Origin of the sequence: Chitinimonas koreensis, from assembly GCF_014353015.1 — a bacterium.
Classification (GTDB): Bacteria; Pseudomonadota; Gammaproteobacteria; order Burkholderiales; family Chitinimonadaceae; genus Chitinimonas; species Chitinimonas koreensis.
In genome coordinates this window covers 3,275,076-3,294,065 of record NZ_CP060704.1, presented here as the reverse complement: position 1 = coordinate 3,294,065, position 18,990 = coordinate 3,275,076, and the positions used below count along the sequence as shown (strand labels likewise).

12 protein-coding genes and 3 pseudogenes are annotated in these 18,990 nt (G+C 65.4%); 12 read left to right on the top strand and 3 right to left on the bottom strand.

Annotated features, from left to right (window positions below; all coding sequences use genetic code 11):
* The first annotated feature begins 248 nt into the window (after positions 1-248).
* From H9L41_RS26210 to H9L41_RS13890, 3 genes are all read left to right on the top strand, one after another.
* Entirely contained in the window at positions 249-746 is a 498-nt protein-coding gene (locus H9L41_RS26210; protein ID WP_373282020.1) for a carbohydrate-binding protein, read from the top strand.
* Positions 743-2,881: a chitinase C-terminal domain-containing protein gene (locus H9L41_RS13895; RefSeq protein ID WP_373282019.1), complete on the top strand. Its 2,139-nt coding sequence runs from the start codon at positions 743-745 to the stop codon at positions 2,879-2,881. Before H9L41_RS26210 ends, H9L41_RS13895 begins: the two co-directional genes overlap by 4 nt.
* Positions 2,882-3,190: 309 nt before the next feature.
* Positions 3,191-4,075: a TIGR02285 family protein gene (locus H9L41_RS13890; RefSeq protein WP_169730204.1), complete on the top strand. Its 885-nt coding sequence runs from the start codon at positions 3,191-3,193 to the stop codon at positions 4,073-4,075.
* Between the two features lie 404 nt (positions 4,076-4,479).
* Here H9L41_RS13890 and H9L41_RS26205 read toward each other — a convergent pair whose 3' ends face one another.
* Positions 4,480-5,952, bottom strand: coding sequence for a chitinase (locus H9L41_RS26205; RefSeq protein ID WP_265583778.1), 1,473 nt, complete (start codon positions 5,950-5,952; stop codon positions 4,480-4,482).
* 31 nt (positions 5,953-5,983) lie between these two features.
* Positions 5,984-6,484, bottom strand: coding sequence for a carbohydrate-binding protein (locus H9L41_RS25775; protein WP_373282119.1), 501 nt, complete (start codon positions 6,482-6,484; stop codon positions 5,984-5,986).
* 472 nt (positions 6,485-6,956) lie between these two features.
* Between H9L41_RS25775 and H9L41_RS26200 the strand changes: the two are divergent.
* From H9L41_RS26200 to H9L41_RS13865, 8 genes and pseudogenes are all read left to right on the top strand, one after another.
* Positions 6,957-7,181: pseudogene (locus H9L41_RS26200) on the top strand (hypothetical protein); the annotation flags it as partial.
* A gap of 146 nt (positions 7,182-7,327) precedes the next feature.
* Positions 7,328-9,139, top strand: coding sequence for a prolyl oligopeptidase family serine peptidase (locus H9L41_RS13880; RefSeq protein WP_187523414.1), 1,812 nt, complete (start codon positions 7,328-7,330; stop codon positions 9,137-9,139).
* Positions 9,140-9,513: 374 nt separating this feature from the next.
* Entirely contained in the window at positions 9,514-10,698 is a 1,185-nt protein-coding gene (locus tag H9L41_RS13875; protein ID WP_187523413.1) for a SpvB/TcaC N-terminal domain-containing protein, read from the top strand.
* A gap of 32 nt (positions 10,699-10,730) precedes the next feature.
* Positions 10,731-11,372, top strand: coding sequence for an FG-GAP repeat domain-containing protein (locus tag H9L41_RS24855; RefSeq protein ID WP_265583777.1), 642 nt, complete (start codon positions 10,731-10,733; stop codon positions 11,370-11,372).
* Between the two features lie 98 nt (positions 11,373-11,470).
* Positions 11,471-12,247: pseudogene (locus tag H9L41_RS26195) on the top strand (hypothetical protein); the annotation flags it as partial.
* A 130-nt stretch (positions 12,248-12,377) separates the two neighbouring features.
* A complete protein-coding gene (locus tag H9L41_RS24850; protein ID WP_265583776.1) occupies positions 12,378-13,208 on the top strand; it encodes a hypothetical protein in 831 nt (276 codons plus the stop codon).
* Positions 13,139-15,838 carry an RHS repeat domain-containing protein gene (locus H9L41_RS24845; protein WP_265583775.1) on the top strand — a complete coding sequence of 900 codons (2,700 nt, stop codon included), beginning with the start codon at positions 13,139-13,141 and terminating at the stop codon, positions 15,836-15,838. Before H9L41_RS24850 ends, H9L41_RS24845 begins: the two co-directional genes overlap by 70 nt.
* Before the next feature lie 124 nt (positions 15,839-15,962).
* The gene (locus tag H9L41_RS13865; protein WP_187523411.1) at positions 15,963-16,352 is read left to right on the top strand and encodes a hypothetical protein; all 390 of its coding nucleotides are present in this window, start codon (positions 15,963-15,965) and stop codon (positions 16,350-16,352) included.
* 539 nt (positions 16,353-16,891) lie between these two features.
* On the opposite strand, the pseudogene H9L41_RS13860 reads toward H9L41_RS13865, so the two are convergent.
* Positions 16,892-17,877, bottom strand: a pseudogene (locus H9L41_RS13860) (malate dehydrogenase).
* A 267-nt stretch (positions 17,878-18,144) separates the two neighbouring features.
* On the opposite strand from H9L41_RS13860, the gene H9L41_RS13855 reads away from it, so the two are divergent.
* A complete protein-coding gene (locus H9L41_RS13855; RefSeq protein ID WP_051319143.1) occupies positions 18,145-18,867 on the top strand; it encodes a GntR family transcriptional regulator in 723 nt (240 codons plus the stop codon).
* The last annotated feature ends 123 nt before the right edge of the window (positions 18,868-18,990 follow it).

The window sequence follows — 18,990 nt, the reverse complement described above, 5'->3', positions numbered from 1 at the left end:
CGAAATGGCGGTCGATTAATACCACTTAAATTTCGATTGTCCAGCTGGTCTTTAAAAGCGCCGATATCGGCCTGAGTCCGGCTGCATTCGGTTCGTAGTCCAATTGAAATTGTTACGAATCGTGGTGTGTTTTGTAAGTGGTTGATTTGTTTTGCGATGTTGACGGTGTTTCAAGGCCGGGCTTAGCATGGCTGCGACCTCGGAAGGGTACGGATTGCCAGCGTAGCGACCGTGCGGATGTGGCTGCGATGCCGAATTGCAAGGAGTGGCGAGGTCGAATCAGCAGCTTGATAAGTCCACTTTATTTCCACCGAACAAGAGCTATGGAGATTCAACGCATGCGCATTCCCTGCAAGCCGGCCCGGCGATTTTCGCTGAGCGCCGTCACCGTCGGCCTCGCCGCCGCCGGCCTTCTCTACACCCCGAGCGCGCTGGCCGCCGCCTGCGCCACCGCCTGGGTGGAGAACAACACCTACTACGCGATCAACACGGTGGTGTCCTACCAGGGCAGCAACTACAAGGCACTGGTTTCGCACACCGCCTACACCGGCACCGGCTGGTACCCGGCCACCACGCCGTCGCTGTGGAGCTCGCAGGGCACCTGCGGCACGACGACCCGACGCCGACGCCGACCCCGACGCCGACCCCGACGCCGACGCCGACCCCCACTGCGACCCCGACGCCCACGCCGACTCCCACGGCGACGCCGACCCCGCGGCCGAGCCCGACCCCGACGCCCACGGTGACGCCGACCCCGACGCCGAAGCCCAGCCCGACGCCGACCCCCACGCCGACCCCGACGCCCACGCCGAAGCCGAGCCCGACGCCCACGCCGACGCCCACTCCCACTCCCACGCCAACCCCGACGCCCACCCCGACCGGCAACGAAGCCTGCCGTCCGGACGGCCTGACCAAGGGCGCGGCGATCGACGTGCCCTACTGCCTCGCGTACGACAGCCAGGGCCGCGAGAAGCTGGCCAACGGCAACAAGCGCCGCATCATCGGCTACTTCACCAGCTGGCGTACCGGCAAGAACGGCCTGCCGGCCTATCTGGCCAAGGACATTCCCTGGAACAAGATCACCCACATCAACTACGCCTTCGCCCACATCGACAGCGCCAACAAGATCTCGGTCAACGAAACGGTGGCCGGCAACGAGGCGACCGGCATGGAATGGCCGGGCGTGGCGGGCGCCGAGATGGACAGCACGCTGACCTATAAGGGTCATTTCAACCTGCTGAACAAGTACAAGAAGCAGAACCCGGGCGTGAAGACGCTGATCTCGATCGGCGGCTGGGCCGAGACCGGCGGCTACTTCGGCGGCGACGGCAACCGCGTCGCTTCCGGCGGCTTTTACAGCATGACCACCAATGCCAACGGCAGCATCAACACCGCCGGCATCAACACCTTCGCCGACTCGGTGGTCGCCTTCCTGCGCAAGTACAACTTCGATGGCGCCGACCTCGACTACGAGTACCCGACCACCATGTCCAAGGCGGGCAATCCGCTCGACTGGGCGGTGTCGGAACCGCGCCTGGCCGGCCTGCAGGCGTCCTACCGCGAGCTGCTGAAGGTGCTGCGGCAGAAGCTCGACCAGGCGTCGGTCGCCGACAACCGCTACTACATGCTGACCATCGCCTCGCCCTCGTCGGGCTATCTGCTGCGCGGCATGGAGACCTTCCAGGGCGTGCAGTACCTCGACTACGTCAACATGATGACGTATGACCTGCACGGCGCCTGGAACGAGTTCGTCGGTCCGAACGCCGCGCTGTTCGACGACGGCAAGGATGCCGAGCTGGCCAAGTGGGGCGTCTACACCACCAGCCAGTACGGCGGCATCGGCTACCTCAACACCGACTGGGCCTACCGCTACTTCCGCGGCGCCTTGCCGGCCGGCCGCATCAACGTCGGCGTGCCGTACTACACGCGCGGCTGGAAGGGCGTGACCGGCGGCACCAACGGCCTGTGGGGCACCTCGGCCAAGTCGACCCAGTGCGGACCGGGCCTGACCGAGTGCGGTACCGGCGCGACCGGCATCGACAACATCTGGCACGACCTCGACGCGAACGGCGTGGAGATGGGTGCGGGTTCCAACCCGATGTGGCACGCCAAGAACCTCGAGGAAGGCATCGTGCCGAGCTACCTCGGGCTGTACGGCCTGACGGCGGCCGATCTGGTCGGCACCTACGCCCGCAACTACGATGCGACCCTGGTCGCGCCGTGGCTGTGGAACGCGTCGAAGAAGGTGTTCCTGTCGACCGAGGACGAGACCTCCATCGCCCGCAAGGCGCAGTGGGTCATCGACAACGGCATCGGCGGCGTGATGTTCTGGGAGCTGGCGGGCGACTATGCCAAGACCAACGGCCAGTACTACATCGGCCAGACGCTGACCACCAAGCTGAACGACGCCTTCAAGAGCGCGACCGTCTACGGCAACAAGCGCGCCAAGAAGACGATGCCGACCAGCACGCTCGATCTGCAGTTCGACGTCATCAACTTCAAGCTCGGTGACCAGAACTACCCGCTCAACCCGACGCTGCGCATCACCAACAAGACCACGGCGACGATCCCGGGCGGCAGCAAGATCGAGTTCCAGTATCCGGTCTCCGCGCCGAACAACATGGCCGACCAGTCGGGCATGGGGCTCAAGGTGACGGCGTCCGAGCATACCGGTGCCAACGTGGGCGGCTTCAAGGGCGACTTCCATACCGCCCAGATCACGCTGCCGACCTGGCAGACGCTGGCTCCGGGCGCCACGGTCGACATCACGCTGAACTACTACCTGCCGATCACCGGGCCGTCGAACTACATCGTGACGGTGGGTAGCAAGACCTTCGCCATCAAGCAGGAGTACCCGAACCTGCCGGCTGGCACGCCGTAAGATCGATGCAATAATCGTATCGTCTGGCAGGGAAGGGCGGGCCGTGGGGGATCCGCCTTTCCCGTGCGACGGCGATCGATCACTGGGCCGGACGGCGCCGCGGGGCGCGCGTCCGGCGTTTCACCTTCCCGCACCCCGTTTCCGCGATCCGCGCGTCCTGCGCGGCGCATTCCGCAAGCCGCTTCGCCGCGGCGCCGGCCGTATGCCTCCCCCGATTTTGGCCGATCCACGGCCTGGCCGATCCGCGAGCCGGACCGCAGCGGTCCGGATCCATTCCCGACACCCGCCTTCGCGGCGAAGGAGCGCACCATGCCCGACCGTCTTCCATCCATGCCGTCCAGCCTGCGGCGCCGCGCCGGCCGGCTGGCCGCGCTGCTGGCGTTCGCCGCGGCCGGCATCGCGCCGGTCCAGGCCGAACCGCTGGTCTGGCTCAAGCAGAACCTGCCGCCGGCGACCATCACCGAAGGGCCCAACGAGGGCCAGGGCTATATCGACCAGCTGGTGGACTACACGCTGGGCAAGCTGCCGCGCCACAAGGCGAGCATCGAGAAGGTGCCGCTGGTGCGCGAGCTGGAGATGATGAAACAGGGCGGCGCCTACTGCACCCGCGACTTCCTGGCCACGCCGGAGCGCGAGGCCTTCCTGCGCTTTTCCGCCCCGGTCGGCCGCATCCTGCCGGTGGTGCTGATCGTGCGCACCGCCGACCGCGTGCGCTACGACCGCCTGCGCGACGCCGACGGCCTGATCAGCCTCGACACGCTGGGCAAGCAGGCCGGCCTGGTCTTCGGCGTGACCGCCAAGCGCACCTACGGCGCTCGCGCCGATGCGGTGCTCAAGCGCGTCGCCGCCGAATCGGCCGGCCGCATCGCGCCGGTCTACGGCCAGAACGTCACCTCGACGCTGTTCCGCATGCTGCAGGCCGAACGCGTCGACGCCTTCCTCGCCTATCCGACCGAGGCGATGTACATCTCGCGCGACGAGAGCGCCTACTACACCTACCCGATCGCCGAGAGCCGCGACCTGGTCACGCTGAGCTTCAGCTGTACCCGCGACGCGCGCACCGACGCGGTCTTCGCCGACCTCGACGCGCTGGCCAGGACGCCGGAGCTGCAGAAGACCTTCCAGGCCGCCTACGAGCGCTGGCTGCCGCCCTACCTGGTACCGGTCTACCGCAGCCGGCTGGCGGCCAAGTAGTCCGCCGCGCCCATTGTTCGGATCGCAGCAATCGATCCGCAGCAATCGATCCGAAGGAATTGATCCGAAGGAATTGATCCGTAGGAGCGGCTTCAGCCGCGAATGGTCGAACATCCGCCGCACGCAGATCGGCTATTCGCGGCTGAAGCCGCTCCTACATCCGCTTCCCGCCGGCGAGTGGGCGCGAAAAAGATGCGCCGCGGCGCACGCCGTCGCGCCCTGGGCGCACCGGCCGATCTTGTGGGAGCGGCTTCAGCCGCGAATGGTCGAGAACCCGCCGCACGCGGATCGGCCATTCGCGGCTGAAGCCGCTCCTGCATCCGTTTCCCCGCCGGCGAGCGGCCATGAAAAACGGCGTGCCGTGAGGCACGCCGTCGAGTACGGCATGGAAGGTGGAGAGTCGCCTACTTGGTGTTGTCGATCACCGTCGTGCCCTGCCACACCACCTGGCCGCGGAACATGTAGTCGACGCACTGCTTGTAGTCGCCCGCATTGGCCAGCGAGAACGGCATCTGATAGTCGACCAGCTTGCAGGCCCAGCTCACCCCGCCCGGATTGTTCGCGTTGTAGCTCCAGTCCTTGTCGAGATAGGTGCGGGTGGCCGCCGCCGAGCCCGACTGGAAGCCCTTCATCGCGGCGCAGCCGAGCGGCTCGTCGGCCGCGATGGTCACGCCGAGCTCGCGGGCGAACTCGCGGTAGGCCGCGATCCGGTTCTGCACCTGGGTCTTCTCCGCGCCGCCGCCGCCGCACTCGATGCCGCCGTTGATGATGAACACGGTAGCGCCGAAACCCGGCTTCATATTGTTGGCGAGGTCGACCGCGTTGGGCACCCAGCTGCCGTCGACCACCCAGGTCATCGGCGGCTTGGGCGACTGCGGGTAGACCGCGAACCAGACGGCCGAGGCGAAATTGAGCCAGCTGTCGGCGACCCGGCCCGGATCGTCGAGCAGCACGTTCACGTCGCCGTAGAGCGACTTGCTGAACGGCCCGTAGTTGTAGTTCCAGGACAGCTGCTTGGAACCGCGGCCGAAGTAGTCGAGGTACTTGCCCTGGGTGTTCTGGGCGCAGGGATAGAAGATCGAGAAGATCGAGCTGCCGGCGCCGTTGAAGCAGTCCTGGTAGGCGCCGACCGACGAACCCTCGGCATAGCCCGATTCGCGCAGGTACCACAGCGCCTGCCGGTAGCTGGCGATCGCGTCGTTCTGCGGCAAGGTCGCCAGCACCGCGTTGTTGTGCTCGCTGTAGGTGCGCGCGGTGGCCGCGGTCAGCGCCGGCCAGTTGGCGCCGGTCTCCTGCACGAAATGGGCGAACGAAGTGGCCAGCAGCTTGCGGCAGATCGCGTCGGCGTCGCGGCCGTCGCTGTAGTTGTCGCAATAGGCCGGGAACTTGGCGATGCCGCGCAGGAAGTTGGTGTAGGTGTAGTTGACGTGGCGGACCGGGAACAACTGGTCGAACTTGGCCTGGCCAAGCACTCGCTCGACGCGCTTGACGTTGTCCGGGTTGGCCGTGCGGCCGGCCACCACCGCGTTGACGTCGGCGTCGGGCAGCACGCGCAGCGCGGCGCGGATGCGGTTCAGCGCCTGGGCGTCGGTGCCGATCTGGGCGGCCAGCGCCTGCTCGGCGGCGGTGAACTGCGCGGCGGTCGGGTAGCCGGCGGGCGCCGCGACGAAGCGGACCTGCGGCTTGTAGGCAGCCGGTGCGGGCGTCGGCGTGGGGTTGCCGTCGGTGTCGGCGTGGGCGTGGGCGTGGGCGTGGGTGTCGGTGTCGGCGTGGGTGTCGGCGTCGGGGTGGGCGTCGGTGTGCCGCTGCAGGCGCCGAGGTCGAGCCAGGGCTTGCCGTCGCCGGCCGTGCTGGCCGAGGGCGTATCCGTGGTCCACCACTTCGCTTCGTAGTTGCGGCCGTTGTAGGTCACGCGCTGGCCGGCGGTATAGGCCGTGCCCGATTTCCAGGCCGTGTAGCAGCTGCCCGGCGTGGGCGTCGGCGCAGGCGTGGGCGTCGGGGACGGCTTCGGTGTCGGCGTGGGAGTTGGCGTCGGTGTCGGGGAGGGCCTGGGCGTCGGCGCGGGGGTCGGGGTGGCCGTGGGCGTCGGGGTCGGCGACGGCTTCGGCGTGGGGTCGGCGTGGGGGTCGGCGTCGGCGTGGGCGTCGGGGTCGGCGTGCCGCTGCATGTGCCCTGCGACTGCCACAGGGTGGTCGACGCGGCCGGGTTCCAGCCGGCGCCGACATAGGCGGTATGGGTCACCAGGGCCTTGTAGTTGCTGCCCTGGTAGGACGCCAGCACGCCGGCGGTATAGGTGCTGCCCTCGGTCCAGGCGGTGGCGCAGGCGGCGGCCAGTGCGCTGGGTGAATAGAGCGCGCCGGCCGCGATCAGGCCGAGCGTGACGGCGCGCGGCACGAGCCGCCGGCCCATCTTGCGGGTGTTGTGCATCTGAGGTTTCTCCGTCTTGGTGTATCGCAGGTTCGGTTCACGCTCTGACGGCGTTGCGGATGGCACATATCCGGGGATGCCGGCTCGTGCCGGATTGGCCATGTGACATATTAGTGACGATGCCAGTATGAATCCACTTTGCATGGCACAATTTATTTTATATGCCTTTGTCATTGATTGGTGAATCGACGGCGCGCCGGTCAAGGCTTGCCGCGGGCCCGGATTGCCTTGCCGGGACCAAGGAAAGTGGTCTTGCCGCCGGGCCGTTAGGCAGGCGGGGCGGGCCTTCTGGCAGGCGGGTCGCTGCCGGGCGGGTATCGGACTGGTATTGAACAGGCGCGTGATATCACGGCGGGGCCGGTCCTGTACCTGTCGGGCGCGGCGCCGATTCGCTACGCTGCGAGGTCCTTCCGGTCACGAGCCGGCTGTGCCTATCTACAACAAGAGGAAACCGATGATCCGTCCCGCCCTGCGTCCCGCGCTGTCCGTTTTCTTGCTGGCCGGTCTCGGCCAAGCCCATGCCGACGATCTCGGCGCGCCGCCCGCCACCGCGGTGCGGCCGGTGCTCGAGCGTCATTTCGGCACCGAGGTGGCCGATCCCTACCGCTGGCTCGAGGACATGCAGGGCGCCGAGTTCAAGAGCTGGCTCAAGGCCCAGGCCGGCTACGCCGAGGCGGTGCTGGCGCGCATCCCCGGCCGTACCGCGCTGAACGCGCGGCTCACCGAGCTGGCCAACGCCACTACCTCGATCGGCAACGTCGAGCTGGCGGCGGCCGCCAGTTCTACCTCAAGACCGAACCGGGCCGGAACGGCCGCCGGCTCTACGTGCGCGATGCGAGCGGCGCCGAGACGCTGCTGCTCGACCCCGACACGCTGCCCAGCGAGGGCGCGCATTACGCGATCGACTGGTACGCGCCGGCGCCGGACGGCCGCCGCATCGCGGTCGGCGTGTCGCAGGGCGGCTCGGAGGACAGCGAGCTGCGCGTCTACGACCTGGCCGAAGGCAAGTGGCTGGCCGAGCGGATCGACCGCGCCGGCCTCAACGAACAGCTCGGCTGGTTGCCCGACGGCAGCGGCTTCTTCTACAACCGGCTGCCGCCGGCCGACGCCAACGGCTATCGCGAGCGCTACAACAAGAGCGCGGTCTACCTGCACAAGCTCGGCCAGCCGCTCGAGCGCGACGCCGCGGTGTTCGGCTACGGCCTGCGCGCCGACATGCCGCTGGACATCGCCGACATCCCCAACGTCCGGGTCGCGCCCGGCTCGCGCTACGCGGTGCTGGACCTGATGCACGGCGACGCGGTCGAGCATTCCTACTACATCGCGCCGCTGGACCGGATCGACGGCCCGGCCACGCCGTGGCGCCGCATCGTCGCGCCGGCCGACCAGGTGGCGGCCGCCTGGCAGCACGGCGAGACGCTCTACCTGCTGTCGCACCGGGGCGCACCGCGCGGCAAGCTCTTGGCGCTCGACCTGGCCCGGCCGGAAATCGGCCGCGCCCGCAGCGTGCTGCCGGCCGGCCAGGCCGTGCTGCGCGACGCCGCGGTGGCGCGCGACGCGCTCTATGTGCGCGCCAACCTCGGCGGCGTCGACCAGCTGCTGCGGCTGCCCCACGGCGGCCAGCCGATCCGCGGCAAGCCGGCCCGGCTCGCGCTGCCGGTGGCCGGCACGCTGCGCATGCTGTCGACCGACCCGGAGCGGGCCGGTGCGCTGGTCAAGCTCGAAGGCTGGGTCGAATCGCCGCGCATCTACGCGGTCGCGCCGCGCAGCGGCAAGTTGGCCGACACCGGCCTGCAGGCGCCGTCGCCGGTCGATTTCTCGGCCATCGAGGCACGCCGCGTGATGGTGCGCAGCCACGACGGCGTCGAGGTGCCGTTGTCGCTGGTCTATCCCAAGGCGCTCAAGCGCGACGGCAGCAACCCGACGCTGCTGATGGGCTACGGCGCCTACGGCATCACCATGGAAGCGCGTTTCGACGCGGGCAGGCTGGCCTGGCTCGAACGCGGCGGCGTCAGCGCGATCTGCCATGTGCGCGGCGGCGGCGAGTACGGCGAGGACTGGCACCGTGCCGGCTACATCCAGACCAAGGCCAACACCGCCAAGGATTTCATCGCCTGCGCCGAATACCTGGTGAAGGAGGGCTACACCTCGCCGGCGCGGCTGGCCGGCCAGGGCCGCAGCGCCGGCGGCATCACCATCGGCGGCGCGATCACCGCGCGGCCCGAGCTGTTCACCGCGGCCAACAGCGGCGTCGGCGTGTCGGACATGCTGCGCATGGAATTCACCCCGAACGGCCCGCCCAACATCGCCGAATTCGGCACGGTGACCCGCGAGGCCGACTTCCGCGCCATGCTGTCCAACAGCCCCTACCACCGCATCAAGGACGGCGTGGCCTACCCGGCGGTGATCGTCACCACCGGCGCCAACGACCCACGCGTCGACGCCTGGATGCCGGCCAAGCTGACCGCGCGGCTGCAGGCCGCCAGCAGCAGCAAGCGGCCGGTGATCCTGCGGGTCGACTACGACGGCGGCCACGGCATGGGCTCGACCAAGTCGCAGCAGGTGGCCGAGACGGCGGACGTGTGGAGTTTCTTCCTGTGGCGGATGGGGGTGGAGGGATTCCAGCCGCGCGATTGAGGTAGACCGGCTCAGCCGATCGCTGCGTGTTCGCGCCGTATGGCGCGTCACGCAGCGCATCGGCTCGATTGGCAGGTCATTCCCGTACCGCGAATGCGCGCGGCCGGTTATGACGCGCCATGGCCGTTCGGATATATTCACAAGCCATTTTTGTACGCTTGATCCGCATCTGACCTACGGGCGGGCTATACCTAGCCGATACGCCGGTCGGTACCGATGGGTGCCATGAATAAATAAGAATGAGTTGGATAGGGTCTGAAATCATGAAATATCAGGGGCGTGGGCAGCATCTGCATTGCGGGTTCGAAAGGGCGTGGCCGGATACTTCAGGGCCTGCGAGACGTGGGGTAGCCGGATGGCCGGACCGTAGTGCGATGCTGTTCGGTGTGGTCATGCTGCTGCTGGGCATGCTGGCCACGCCGGTCTGGGCGATGACGGCCACGCTCACCGCGCCCGCCAACGGTGCCCGCTATGCCGCACCTGCCGCCATCACCCTGAGTGCCGGCATGGTCGTGGATTCCGGCTTTTCGCCGAGTTACGTCGATTTTTACGATGGCGATACGCTGCTGGGGCGGGCGACATCTCCCTTCTCCCTGACCGTGACGGGACTGCAGGCCAAGGCCTATCGTTTCCGCGCCGCCGCGACGGCGCACAGTGCCACCGGTGGTCCGCGTCAAGCCAATACCCAGACGATCGATGTCACGGTGGGGGCGAGCGCAGGCACCTTGGCTGCGCTGCCCGGCATTCTGGATCTGATCCTGTCCGACGCCGATGGCAGTGGATCGACACCGGTTCCGCCCGTGCCGCCGGTTTCCCTCGACGACCCCGCCGGCATGCTGCCGACTGGTGCTGCCGCTGGATCGCTGCCGGGCACTTTCGAAGTGGCCGCCTCGGGTGCGGCGACCTACACGATCCCGCTCGGCCTGCCGTCCGGCAGCGGCGGCATGCAGCCCACGCTGGGCCTGGCTTACAGCAGCCAGGGCGGCTACAGCCCGCTGGGGATGGGCTGGTCGCTGACCGGACTGTCGGCCGTCAGCCGCTGCCCCAAGTCGCGTTTCATCGATGGCGAGAAAGGCTCGGTCGGCCATGATGCGAACGACCGCTTCTGCCTCGACGGCCAGCGCCTGATCGCGGTCAGCGGCAGCTATGGCGCCAACGGCACCGAATACCGCACGCAGCTCGAATCGTTCAGCAAGATCGTCTCCTACGGCACGTTGGGCAGCGGTCCGCAGTATTTCCGCGTCTGGACCAAATCCGGCCTGATCGTCGACTACGGTGTGACCGCGGACTCCCGCCTCCTGGCCAATGCCGCCGGCAAGACCGAAGCGGTGAGCTGGAGCCAGAGCAGCATCGCCGATGTGCGCGGCAACACGATCAGTTTCGTCTATCGGAACAGCTTGGCGGCCGGCGAGCAGGTGCCCGAGGAAATCCGCTATGTCACCAACGCCGGCGCCGGCCTGACCACGCCGGCCACCGTCGTCCGCTTCGAGTACGTCAACCGGGCCGACCCAGCGTCGGCTACGTCGCGGGCAGCAAATTCTCCGGCACCCTGCTGCTGAACCGGATTTCGATCACCGATAGCGGCAGCGCGGTGCGCAGTTACCGCTTTGCTTACGCGACCAGCCAGACCTCCAGCCGCAGCCTGCTTGCCTCGGTCCAGCCTTGCGACGGTGCCGGCAACTGCCTGCCTGCCACGACCTTCGACTGGCAGTCGCAGCAGGCGATCAATCGCGCGTTCAACGGCGGTGGCTCCGGCCGCTGGACCGCCGGCCTGCCCTGGATCGAACAGGGCACCATGACGGTCGACGTCGATGGCGATGGCCGGACCGACTTCCTGCGCAAATCGTGCCCGGACGGCGATTGCAACAACGCCAACTGGGATGTTGCGCTGTCGCGCGGCAACCAGTTCGAACGCAAGACGGTGCCGGCCGTCGGTTACGACGGTGGCCAGGCCTACTCGCTGCTGTTTTCCGATTTCAACGGCGATGGCCGGGTCGACATCGGCCGGCGCAAGGTATTCCTCAACGGGCCGCCGACTATGGCTGGGATATTGCCCTGGCCGGTACCGATGGCAGCTACTCGGTGCAGCAGTGGCCGGCTTCGTCCTCGCCGTTCAATAAGGTCGTCTCCGCCGATTTCAACGGGGATGGGCGCGCCGACTACGCCGAATTCGTCAAGCAGGAAGACAAGACCTGCCCGGGCAACGATCCGCACAACTGCGTCACGACCGTGACCTACAAGCCGACCCGTATTTGCACCAACGCCGGCCAGCGCTTCGATTGCGCCGCATCGAACCTGACGCTCAAGAGTCCCTATGGCAGCCAGGTCCCGATGGACGACGCCATCCCGCTCGATCTGGACGGTGACGGCTTGTCGGACTGGCTGGTGTATGAAGATGTGGCGCCGCCGGCGGGGGCGAGCGGCAGCTTCACGCGGAAATGGTCGGTATATCGTTCGACGGGCAGCAGTTTCTCGCTGGTCGGCAGCTACACGACCGCTGCCGGGAGCTGGGTCGTGCCGGCCCGCGACGGTTTGACGCCTTACCGTACCTGGTATCCCAAACCGCCCAAGATCGCCGATTTCAACGGCGACGGCCTGCCCGACTTCATGCTGGAGACGGCTGAAACCGGCAGCGTCCAGTATTGCCTCAATCTGGGAACACGCACTGCCTGGCCGTTCAGCTGTTCGGCCTTCCCGGCCAATCAGGTCATGGCGCAGGGTACGGTCGGCGATGTCAACGGCGACAGCCTGGCGGATGGGACCTACTACCTGGGTAACAACCAGTGGGGCGTCTGCCAGAAGACCGATACCGGCTGGTCGTGCAACAACTGGTTCATGCAGCCGCACAAGCCGGATGTCCACGAAGCCTTTGGCGACTTCAACGGCGACGGCCGCGAGGATCTCGCGGTCTACTACGACAATGGCCAATGGGACATCGGCATCGCCGCCGCCAACGGTTTCGACGTCGTCAAGCGTATCCGCAACGGTTATGGTGCAGAGACGCAGATCGACTATCAGCCGCTGACCGACAGCACCGTCTATCAGCGCTCGAGTCAGGCATTGAGCTATCCCGAGCGTGAGATCGTCGCACCGCTGCCGGTGGTCGGCACCGTATCGGCCAGCGACGGCCTGGGCGGCTACGCGACCAGCCGCTACCGCTACCAGGGCTATCGCACCGTGGCCGACCTGGCTGCCGGGACCGCCGGTTACGCCGGCCCGTCGCCCCGGCTTCGAAGCGATGTGGGTGACCGACGAGCGCTCCGGGATCGAGATCGAGACCCGCTTCCGGCGCGACTGGCCCTATGCCGGCCAGGTGCAGGTCCGCTATACCCGGCTCGCCGGCAAGCTTCTGAAGGACGAGACCAATCAGTTGGCCTCGCTGACCGGCAAGACCTGGTTCCCCTATGCGACCTCGTCTACGGTCCGCAGCTACGAGCTCAACAGCAGCGCGGCCACGCCGATCACCACGGTGACGACCGAAACCCGCTACGACGCCTACACCGGCGCCGACGCCTGCAAGACCGGCATCGGCGTGGCCAACTGCGGCAACCCAACCTCGGTGGTGGTGACGACTTCGGGCCAGGGCAGCGACGTGCACCGGACCACGACCACCAGCACCTACACCGACGATACGGCCAACTGGCGGCTCGGCCGGCTGCGCACGGCGACCGTGAAGCACGAGTCGCCCGGACTCGATGGCGGCGCGGTGCAGGTCAAGACGCGGCTGTCGTCTTTCGACTACTACGCCGATGGCTTGCTGTCCAAGGAGATCGTCGAGCCGGGCAATCCGCAGTACCAGCTCACCACCGCCTACGAATACGACAAGTTCGGCAATCGCACCAAGGCGACGGCCAGCAGCGCGGCCGACAGCGACGTCTCGCCCAATGTGCGGACCCGTTCGACCAGCACGGCCTACGACACGCAAGGCCGCTATCCGGTCAGCAGCACCAATGCCTTGCTGCAGAGCGAGCAGAAGAAGGACTACCTGCCGGGCTGGGCGTGTTCAGGACCCTGGTCGGTCCCAACAATCTCTCGACGGTCTGGACCTACGACGGTTTCGGCCAGGTGATCGATGAGCTGCGGGCCGACGGTACGCGCACCGTGAGCCGAGTGCTGCGTTGCGACGCCAGTTGCCCGGCCAATGCCGCGTACTACAGCGCGAGTGCGAACAGCGGCAGCAGGGTGGTCAGCTCCGTCTATTTCGACGTGCTCAACCGCGAGATCATGCGTGCGACCACCGGGTTCGACGGTCGCCGCGTGCTCGTCAAGACCCGTTACAACAGCAAGGGCCAGGTCGAAGCCAAATCCAAGCCGCATTACGAGGGCGAGGCCGAGCCTGGATTCGACCTGGTCCAGATCGAGTACGACGGCGTCGCCCGACCCAAGCTGACCCGGCGCTATGCGACCAACAAGGCCGGTTCGCGAGTGCTGGTGACCGAATACGTCGTTTATGACGGACTGAAGACGACCAGCCAGAATTCGGAAGCCCAGACTCGCGTCGAAACCAAGAACGCCGCCGGCCAGCTGAAATCGGTGACCGACATCGGCGGCAGGATCACCACCTACGACTACGACGCGATGGGTGCGCTGGTGCGGGTGACCCAGCCGGACGGCAACAAGGTCGTGACCGGTTACGACCTCCTGGGACGCAAGACCAGCAACGCCGATCCCGACGCCGGTACCTGGACCTACGTCTACAACGTGCTGGGCCAGCTGACTTCGCAGACCGACGCCAACCAGAAGACCACCACCTTCAAATACGACCTGCTGGGCCGGCTGACCGAGCGGAGCGAAGTCGACCTGGTGTCGACCTGGGTGTTCGACAAGCCGGCCGACATGCACTGCGCGACCAAGGGCTGGATCGGTGCGCTGTGCTATGCCAAGGCCAGCAATGGCATGCGGCGCGACGTGAAGTACGAGGCCAAGGGCCGGGTGGAGTCGGTGACGACCACCATCGACCGCGCCTATGCCATCGGTACGAGTTACGACAACTATGGCCGGGTGGCGTCGATCAGCTATCCGAACGCGGTGGTGCTCAACAACGTCTACGACGAGCGCGGCTGGCTGGTCGAGATCCGCAACGGCAGCAAATCGGTCTGGAAGGCCGAGGGCAGCGCTGCCTACGACGCGGCCGGCCGGCTACGCCACGAGCGCTACGGCAACGGCATTGTGACCGACACCGGCTACGACGCCGATACCGGCTTCGCGGTCAGCATCGCAGCCGGCAACGGCGTGCAGTACGGCATCAGCAATCAGGTCTACCGCATCGATACCATCGGCCGCCTGGTCAAGCGCGACGATTTCGTGACCGGCCTGAATGAGAGTCACGAGTACGACAAGTTCAACCGACTGTGGAAGACCGTCAGCAATTTCGACGCCACCCGCGAGATCACCTACGACGATAACGGCAACATCAGGACCAAGACCGGCGTCGGCACCTACGCCTATCCGGCGGCGGGCCAGCCGCGGCCGCACGGCGTGACCGGCATCGCCGGTACGGTCAACGGCGTGGTCAACCCGACCTTCAGCTACGACGCCAACGGCAACATGCTCGCGGGGGCAGGGCGCAGCGCCAGCTGGTTCAGCTTCAACCAGCCCAAGACGCTGGCCAGCGGCACGCGCAGCTATACCTTCCTCTACGATTTCGATCACCAGCGCGTGCAGGAGACCGACAGCCTGGGTGGTCGGGTTACCTACACGATCAATCCGCGGCTGGATCTGGGCCATGGCTACCAGCGGGTGGTCGAGACGGCCGGCACGACCGAGAAGGTCTATGTCTCGGTTGGAGGCCGAAATGTCGCGCTGATCGAGACCGGGCTCAAGAGCGGCACCAAGTGGATGCATCATGACCACCTTGGTTCTGTGATTGCGGTGACCGACGAGGCTGGCGCCGTGGTTGCGCGTTATCGCTATGACCCGTGGGGCAATCAGGTGCGCTCGGCCGGTTCGGTCGATCCGACTCGTCGTGGCTATACCGGACACGAGGAAATCGATGGCCTTGGCCTGGTCAATATGAATGGCCGTGTCTACGACCCGGTGGTGGCGCGTTTTCTGAGCGTCGATCCGGTGTTGCAGGATGCTTCGAATTGGCAGAACTACAACCGTTACAGCTATGTATTGAACAATCCGTTGATGTTGACGGATCCGAGCGGCTACAGCTTCATGGAGAAGCTGGGTGGCGTGATATCGGGTTCGTATCTCAACCGGGAAATCCTGAGTCATGTTTCGTATGAGACGGGAAGTCTCCTGGTGACGGTGGGCTCGATGTACTGTGGCCCCGCGTATATGGCATGTGAAGCCGCCGGTACGTATGACAACATGCGGGCGCACGGCTATTCCGCACGTGATTCGATCCAAGGAGGGGTTCAAGCGGGTGTCATGGCTGTGATCAATAATGGGATTGGTCAGGGGACGAAGGGGGCTAGTGTATTTGGTAGCGATGCTTATTTCGCTAATGTCACCCTGCATGCCATTGTCGGTGGTATGCAGGCAGAAATGTCTGGTGGCGACTTCAAGGCCGGGTTTCTGAGTGCTGGTATTTCAGCTGCTGCGGCTCCTGCTATTGACCAGATTGGTAGTGATAATGACGGCGAAAATTGGAGTAATCCAATGTATAAGGCGGAGCGTGTAGCTACCGCAGCCGTGATTGGGGCACCGTATCGGTTATTGCTGGCGGGAAATTTGGGAATGGTGCGTTGACGGCTGCATTTGAAAGGGCGTATAACGCGGAATCGGACAAGTGTAATAAATGCCATAGTCTTTCGTTGACTGTGGGGGGGCGGTGTCAGTTGTTAGTGGTGCTGAAGGAAGTGTCGGTATTTATATGAGTTTCGAGGATATGATTATTCCAACTGATTTTGGATATCAGGCCTCGGTAGGTCCGACGTTTGGATATACAATTGGTGCCGGCCCCATGCTGACCGGAACGCCAGGCCCTACTGCAAACATTGCGGGGGTGACTGATAATATAAACTTTGCAGGCCCTGTCTTTTCTGGAACATACGCTAGTGCGCCAAATATGCCGAAAAATACCGTGGCATATGCGGTTGGTCCTAAAGCTGCTCTAGGTGCTTGGGTATCCAGGCCCACAACTTACACCCTCAGCTTAGGCGGCGGTTTAACCAGTGTGTTGCAGGCTGCAAGCGGGTTTTTTGAACAAATGTATAGAGGCTTAATGCAATATGGGCCAAGATACCCACAGCAACATCAATGATTGAGGTCCTTCATATGTCGCCGCTTGCTAAGTATAGGCTTCTAATTATGGGATCCTTCATTGGCCTGTTTTTGTTTGCTATTATAGGATTGAATTCAGGTCTTCATGGTTTTGTTGTTTTCGTTGTTACGATCCTTGTAGCAAATTTGCTTAGGTATTTCTTGACGCGTATTAGATGTCCTGGGTGCGGCAAGCCAATTGGCGATATTCCTGGGCTGCGTCGATATTCGCTTTATATTGATGATAAATGCACAAATTGCGGCTGCGATCTTGCGAAGGAAAGGTAATAGGGTACATCCAGAAGCCTACTTTCGGAACTCTATGCAACGAAAAATCAACGGGTTATGATGACCAAGGTGCCAGAATTCGACGTTTCTGAATGTGCCCTTAACCGTTGAAGATCGGAATATCGGGTATTGACGGCAGTAAATGGAGATAGTCATCTACGCAGGAAATTGGAAGCAAAAATAACGTGTAGAAATAAAAAGGCGAACCGAAGTTCGCCTTTTTTACTTGCTGCTGATCGCTCTGTGGAACGATCAACCCAGGAGGTGCGCCACGCCCGCGCGCTCTTCCTCGAGCTCGGCCAGTGTGAAGTCCATCCGCTCGCGGGCGAAGGCGTCGACTTCGAGGCCTTCGACGCGCTTGTACTCGCCGTTCTCGCAGATCACCGGCACGCCGTACATCACGCCTTCGGGATGCCGTAGGAGCCGTCCGACGGCACGCCCATGGTCACCCACTTGCCGTTGCTGCCCAGCACCCAGTCGCGCACGTGGTCGATCGCGGCGTTGGCGGCCGAGGCGGCCGACGACAGGCCGCGCGCCTCGATGATGGCGGCGCCGCGCTTGCCGACCTTGGGAATGAAGGTGTCCTTGTTCCAGGCTTCGTCGCCGATCTTGTCCTTCAGCGACTCGCCGTTCACGGTGGCGAAGCGGTAGTCCGGGTACATGGTCGGGCTGTGGTTGCCCCACACCACCAGGTTCTCGATGTCGGCCACGGCCACGTCGGCCTTCGCGGCGAGCTGGCTCAGCGCGCGGTTGTGATCGAGGCGCAGCATGGCGGTGAAGTTCTTGGCCGGCAGGTCCGGCGCCGACTTCATGGCGATGTAGGCGTTGGTGTTGGCCGGGTTGCCGACCACCAGCACCTTGACGTCGCGGCTGGCGACCTTGTTCAGGGCGGCGCCCTGGGCGGTGAAGATCTTGGCGTTCTCGAGCAGCAGGTCCTTGCGCTCCATGCCGGGGCCGCGCGGACGAGCGCCGACCAGCAGGGCGACGTCGGCGTCCTTGAAGGCCACTTCGGCGTCGTCGGTGCCGATCATGCCGGCCAGCAGCGGGAAGGCGCAGTCTTCCAGCTCCATCATCACGCCCTTGAGCGCGGCCTGGGCCTTTTCCATCGGCAGCTCGAGCATTTGCAGGATGACGGGCTGGTCCTTGCCCAGCATTTCGCCGGAAGCAATGCGGAACAGCAGGCTGTAACCGATCTGGCCGGCGGCGCCGGTGACGGCAACGCGAACGGGCTTCTTCATCGTGAGGCTCCTAGAAGTCTGGATGGGGAGGGGATAGCGGCGCCGCTGCGGCCTGGCCGCGTCCGAATATAAAAAAACGGCACGCGCGCGCCATGTCGCAGTGCAGCGATGCCGGCGAGTCTAGCATCACAACCTGCTGAAATCACCCGGATTCCCGATTTCGGGAGCGCTTGTTGCAACGCAATCTTATGTCTTATATAAGACTTGATTGGACAGCCTTCCCGCGCCAGCGTATAAAGCGCGGAATTTCGCAAACTGCGAGGGTTCATGGCTGTCCATCGCGTATCGACCGCCTTGCCTGCCCGCCAGCCGCTGTACCAGCAGGTGCGCGAGCACATCGTGGCCGCCATCGAGCAGGGCGAGTGGGATGCCGGCGAGGCGCTGCCGAGCGAGGTCGACCTGGCCGACCGGCTCGGCGTGAGCCAGGGCACGGTGCGCAAGGGGCTCGATTCGCTGGTGGCCGAGGGCCTCTTGCTGCGGCGCCAGGGGCTCGGCACCTTCGTCGCCGCGGTCGACGACGATTGGGGCAAGGCCGAATTGCCGGGCCTTGCACGGGCCCAGGATACTTCGGTGGAGCTGCTCGCCTGCGCGCGCAGCCACGCCGGCGAGGAAGTCGCCGCGATGCTGGGCCTGCGCCGCGGGGCCGAGCTGATCGTGGTGAAGCGATTGGCGCGGGTGGCCGGCGAGCCGTTCGCGCTGATCGAGAGTTTCGTGGCGGCGGAGCGCTTCGAGGGGCTCGACGCACGCCGCATCCGGCAGGCCAATTGCAATTTGCGCACGGTATGGTGGCGCGAATTCGGCCTGAGGGTGCTGTCGTCGCCGCCGCAGTTCCGCGCGGGCGCGGCCGGGCGCGAGGACGCCAGGCTGCTCGGCGTCGAGCTCGACGCGCCGCTCCTGGAAGTGGCGAAGTCGGCCGGCACGCTCGACGGCCAGGCGATCGAATGGTCGGTGTTGCGTTGCCGCACCGATCGCTACGTCTACCGTGTCTGAGCCGCCACGGCGGTGAGATTGCAAGGATGGAGTTGGGCCGGTAGCGGCGTGCCGGTTTGCTACAATCGAAAGGCTTTGCCCAGGCCGGCCGGACCCGATCGCGTCCGGCCAGGGCATGCCGGA

What these genes read in the sequence shown, in the direction of transcription:
- H9L41_RS26210 (WP_373282020.1), top strand. Translation starts at nt 249, where the DNA reads ATGCCGAATTGCAAGGAGTGGCGAGGTCGAATCAGCAGCTTGATAAGT.
- H9L41_RS13890 (WP_169730204.1), top strand. Translation starts at nt 3,191, where the DNA reads ATGCCCGACCGTCTTCCATCCATGCCGTCCAGCCTGCGGCGCCGCGCC.
- H9L41_RS25775 (WP_373282119.1), bottom strand. Translation starts at nt 6,484, where the DNA reads ATGGGCCGGCGGCTCGTGCCGCGCGCCGTCACGCTCGGCCTGATCGCG.
- H9L41_RS13875 (WP_187523413.1), top strand. Translation starts at nt 9,514, where the DNA reads ATGCTGTTCGGTGTGGTCATGCTGCTGCTGGGCATGCTGGCCACGCCG.
- H9L41_RS24850 (WP_265583776.1), top strand. Translation starts at nt 12,378, where the DNA reads ATGTGGGTGACCGACGAGCGCTCCGGGATCGAGATCGAGACCCGCTTC.
- H9L41_RS13865 (WP_187523411.1), top strand. Translation starts at nt 15,963, where the DNA reads ATGAGTTTCGAGGATATGATTATTCCAACTGATTTTGGATATCAGGCC.
- H9L41_RS13855 (WP_051319143.1), top strand. Translation starts at nt 18,145, where the DNA reads ATGGCTGTCCATCGCGTATCGACCGCCTTGCCTGCCCGCCAGCCGCTG.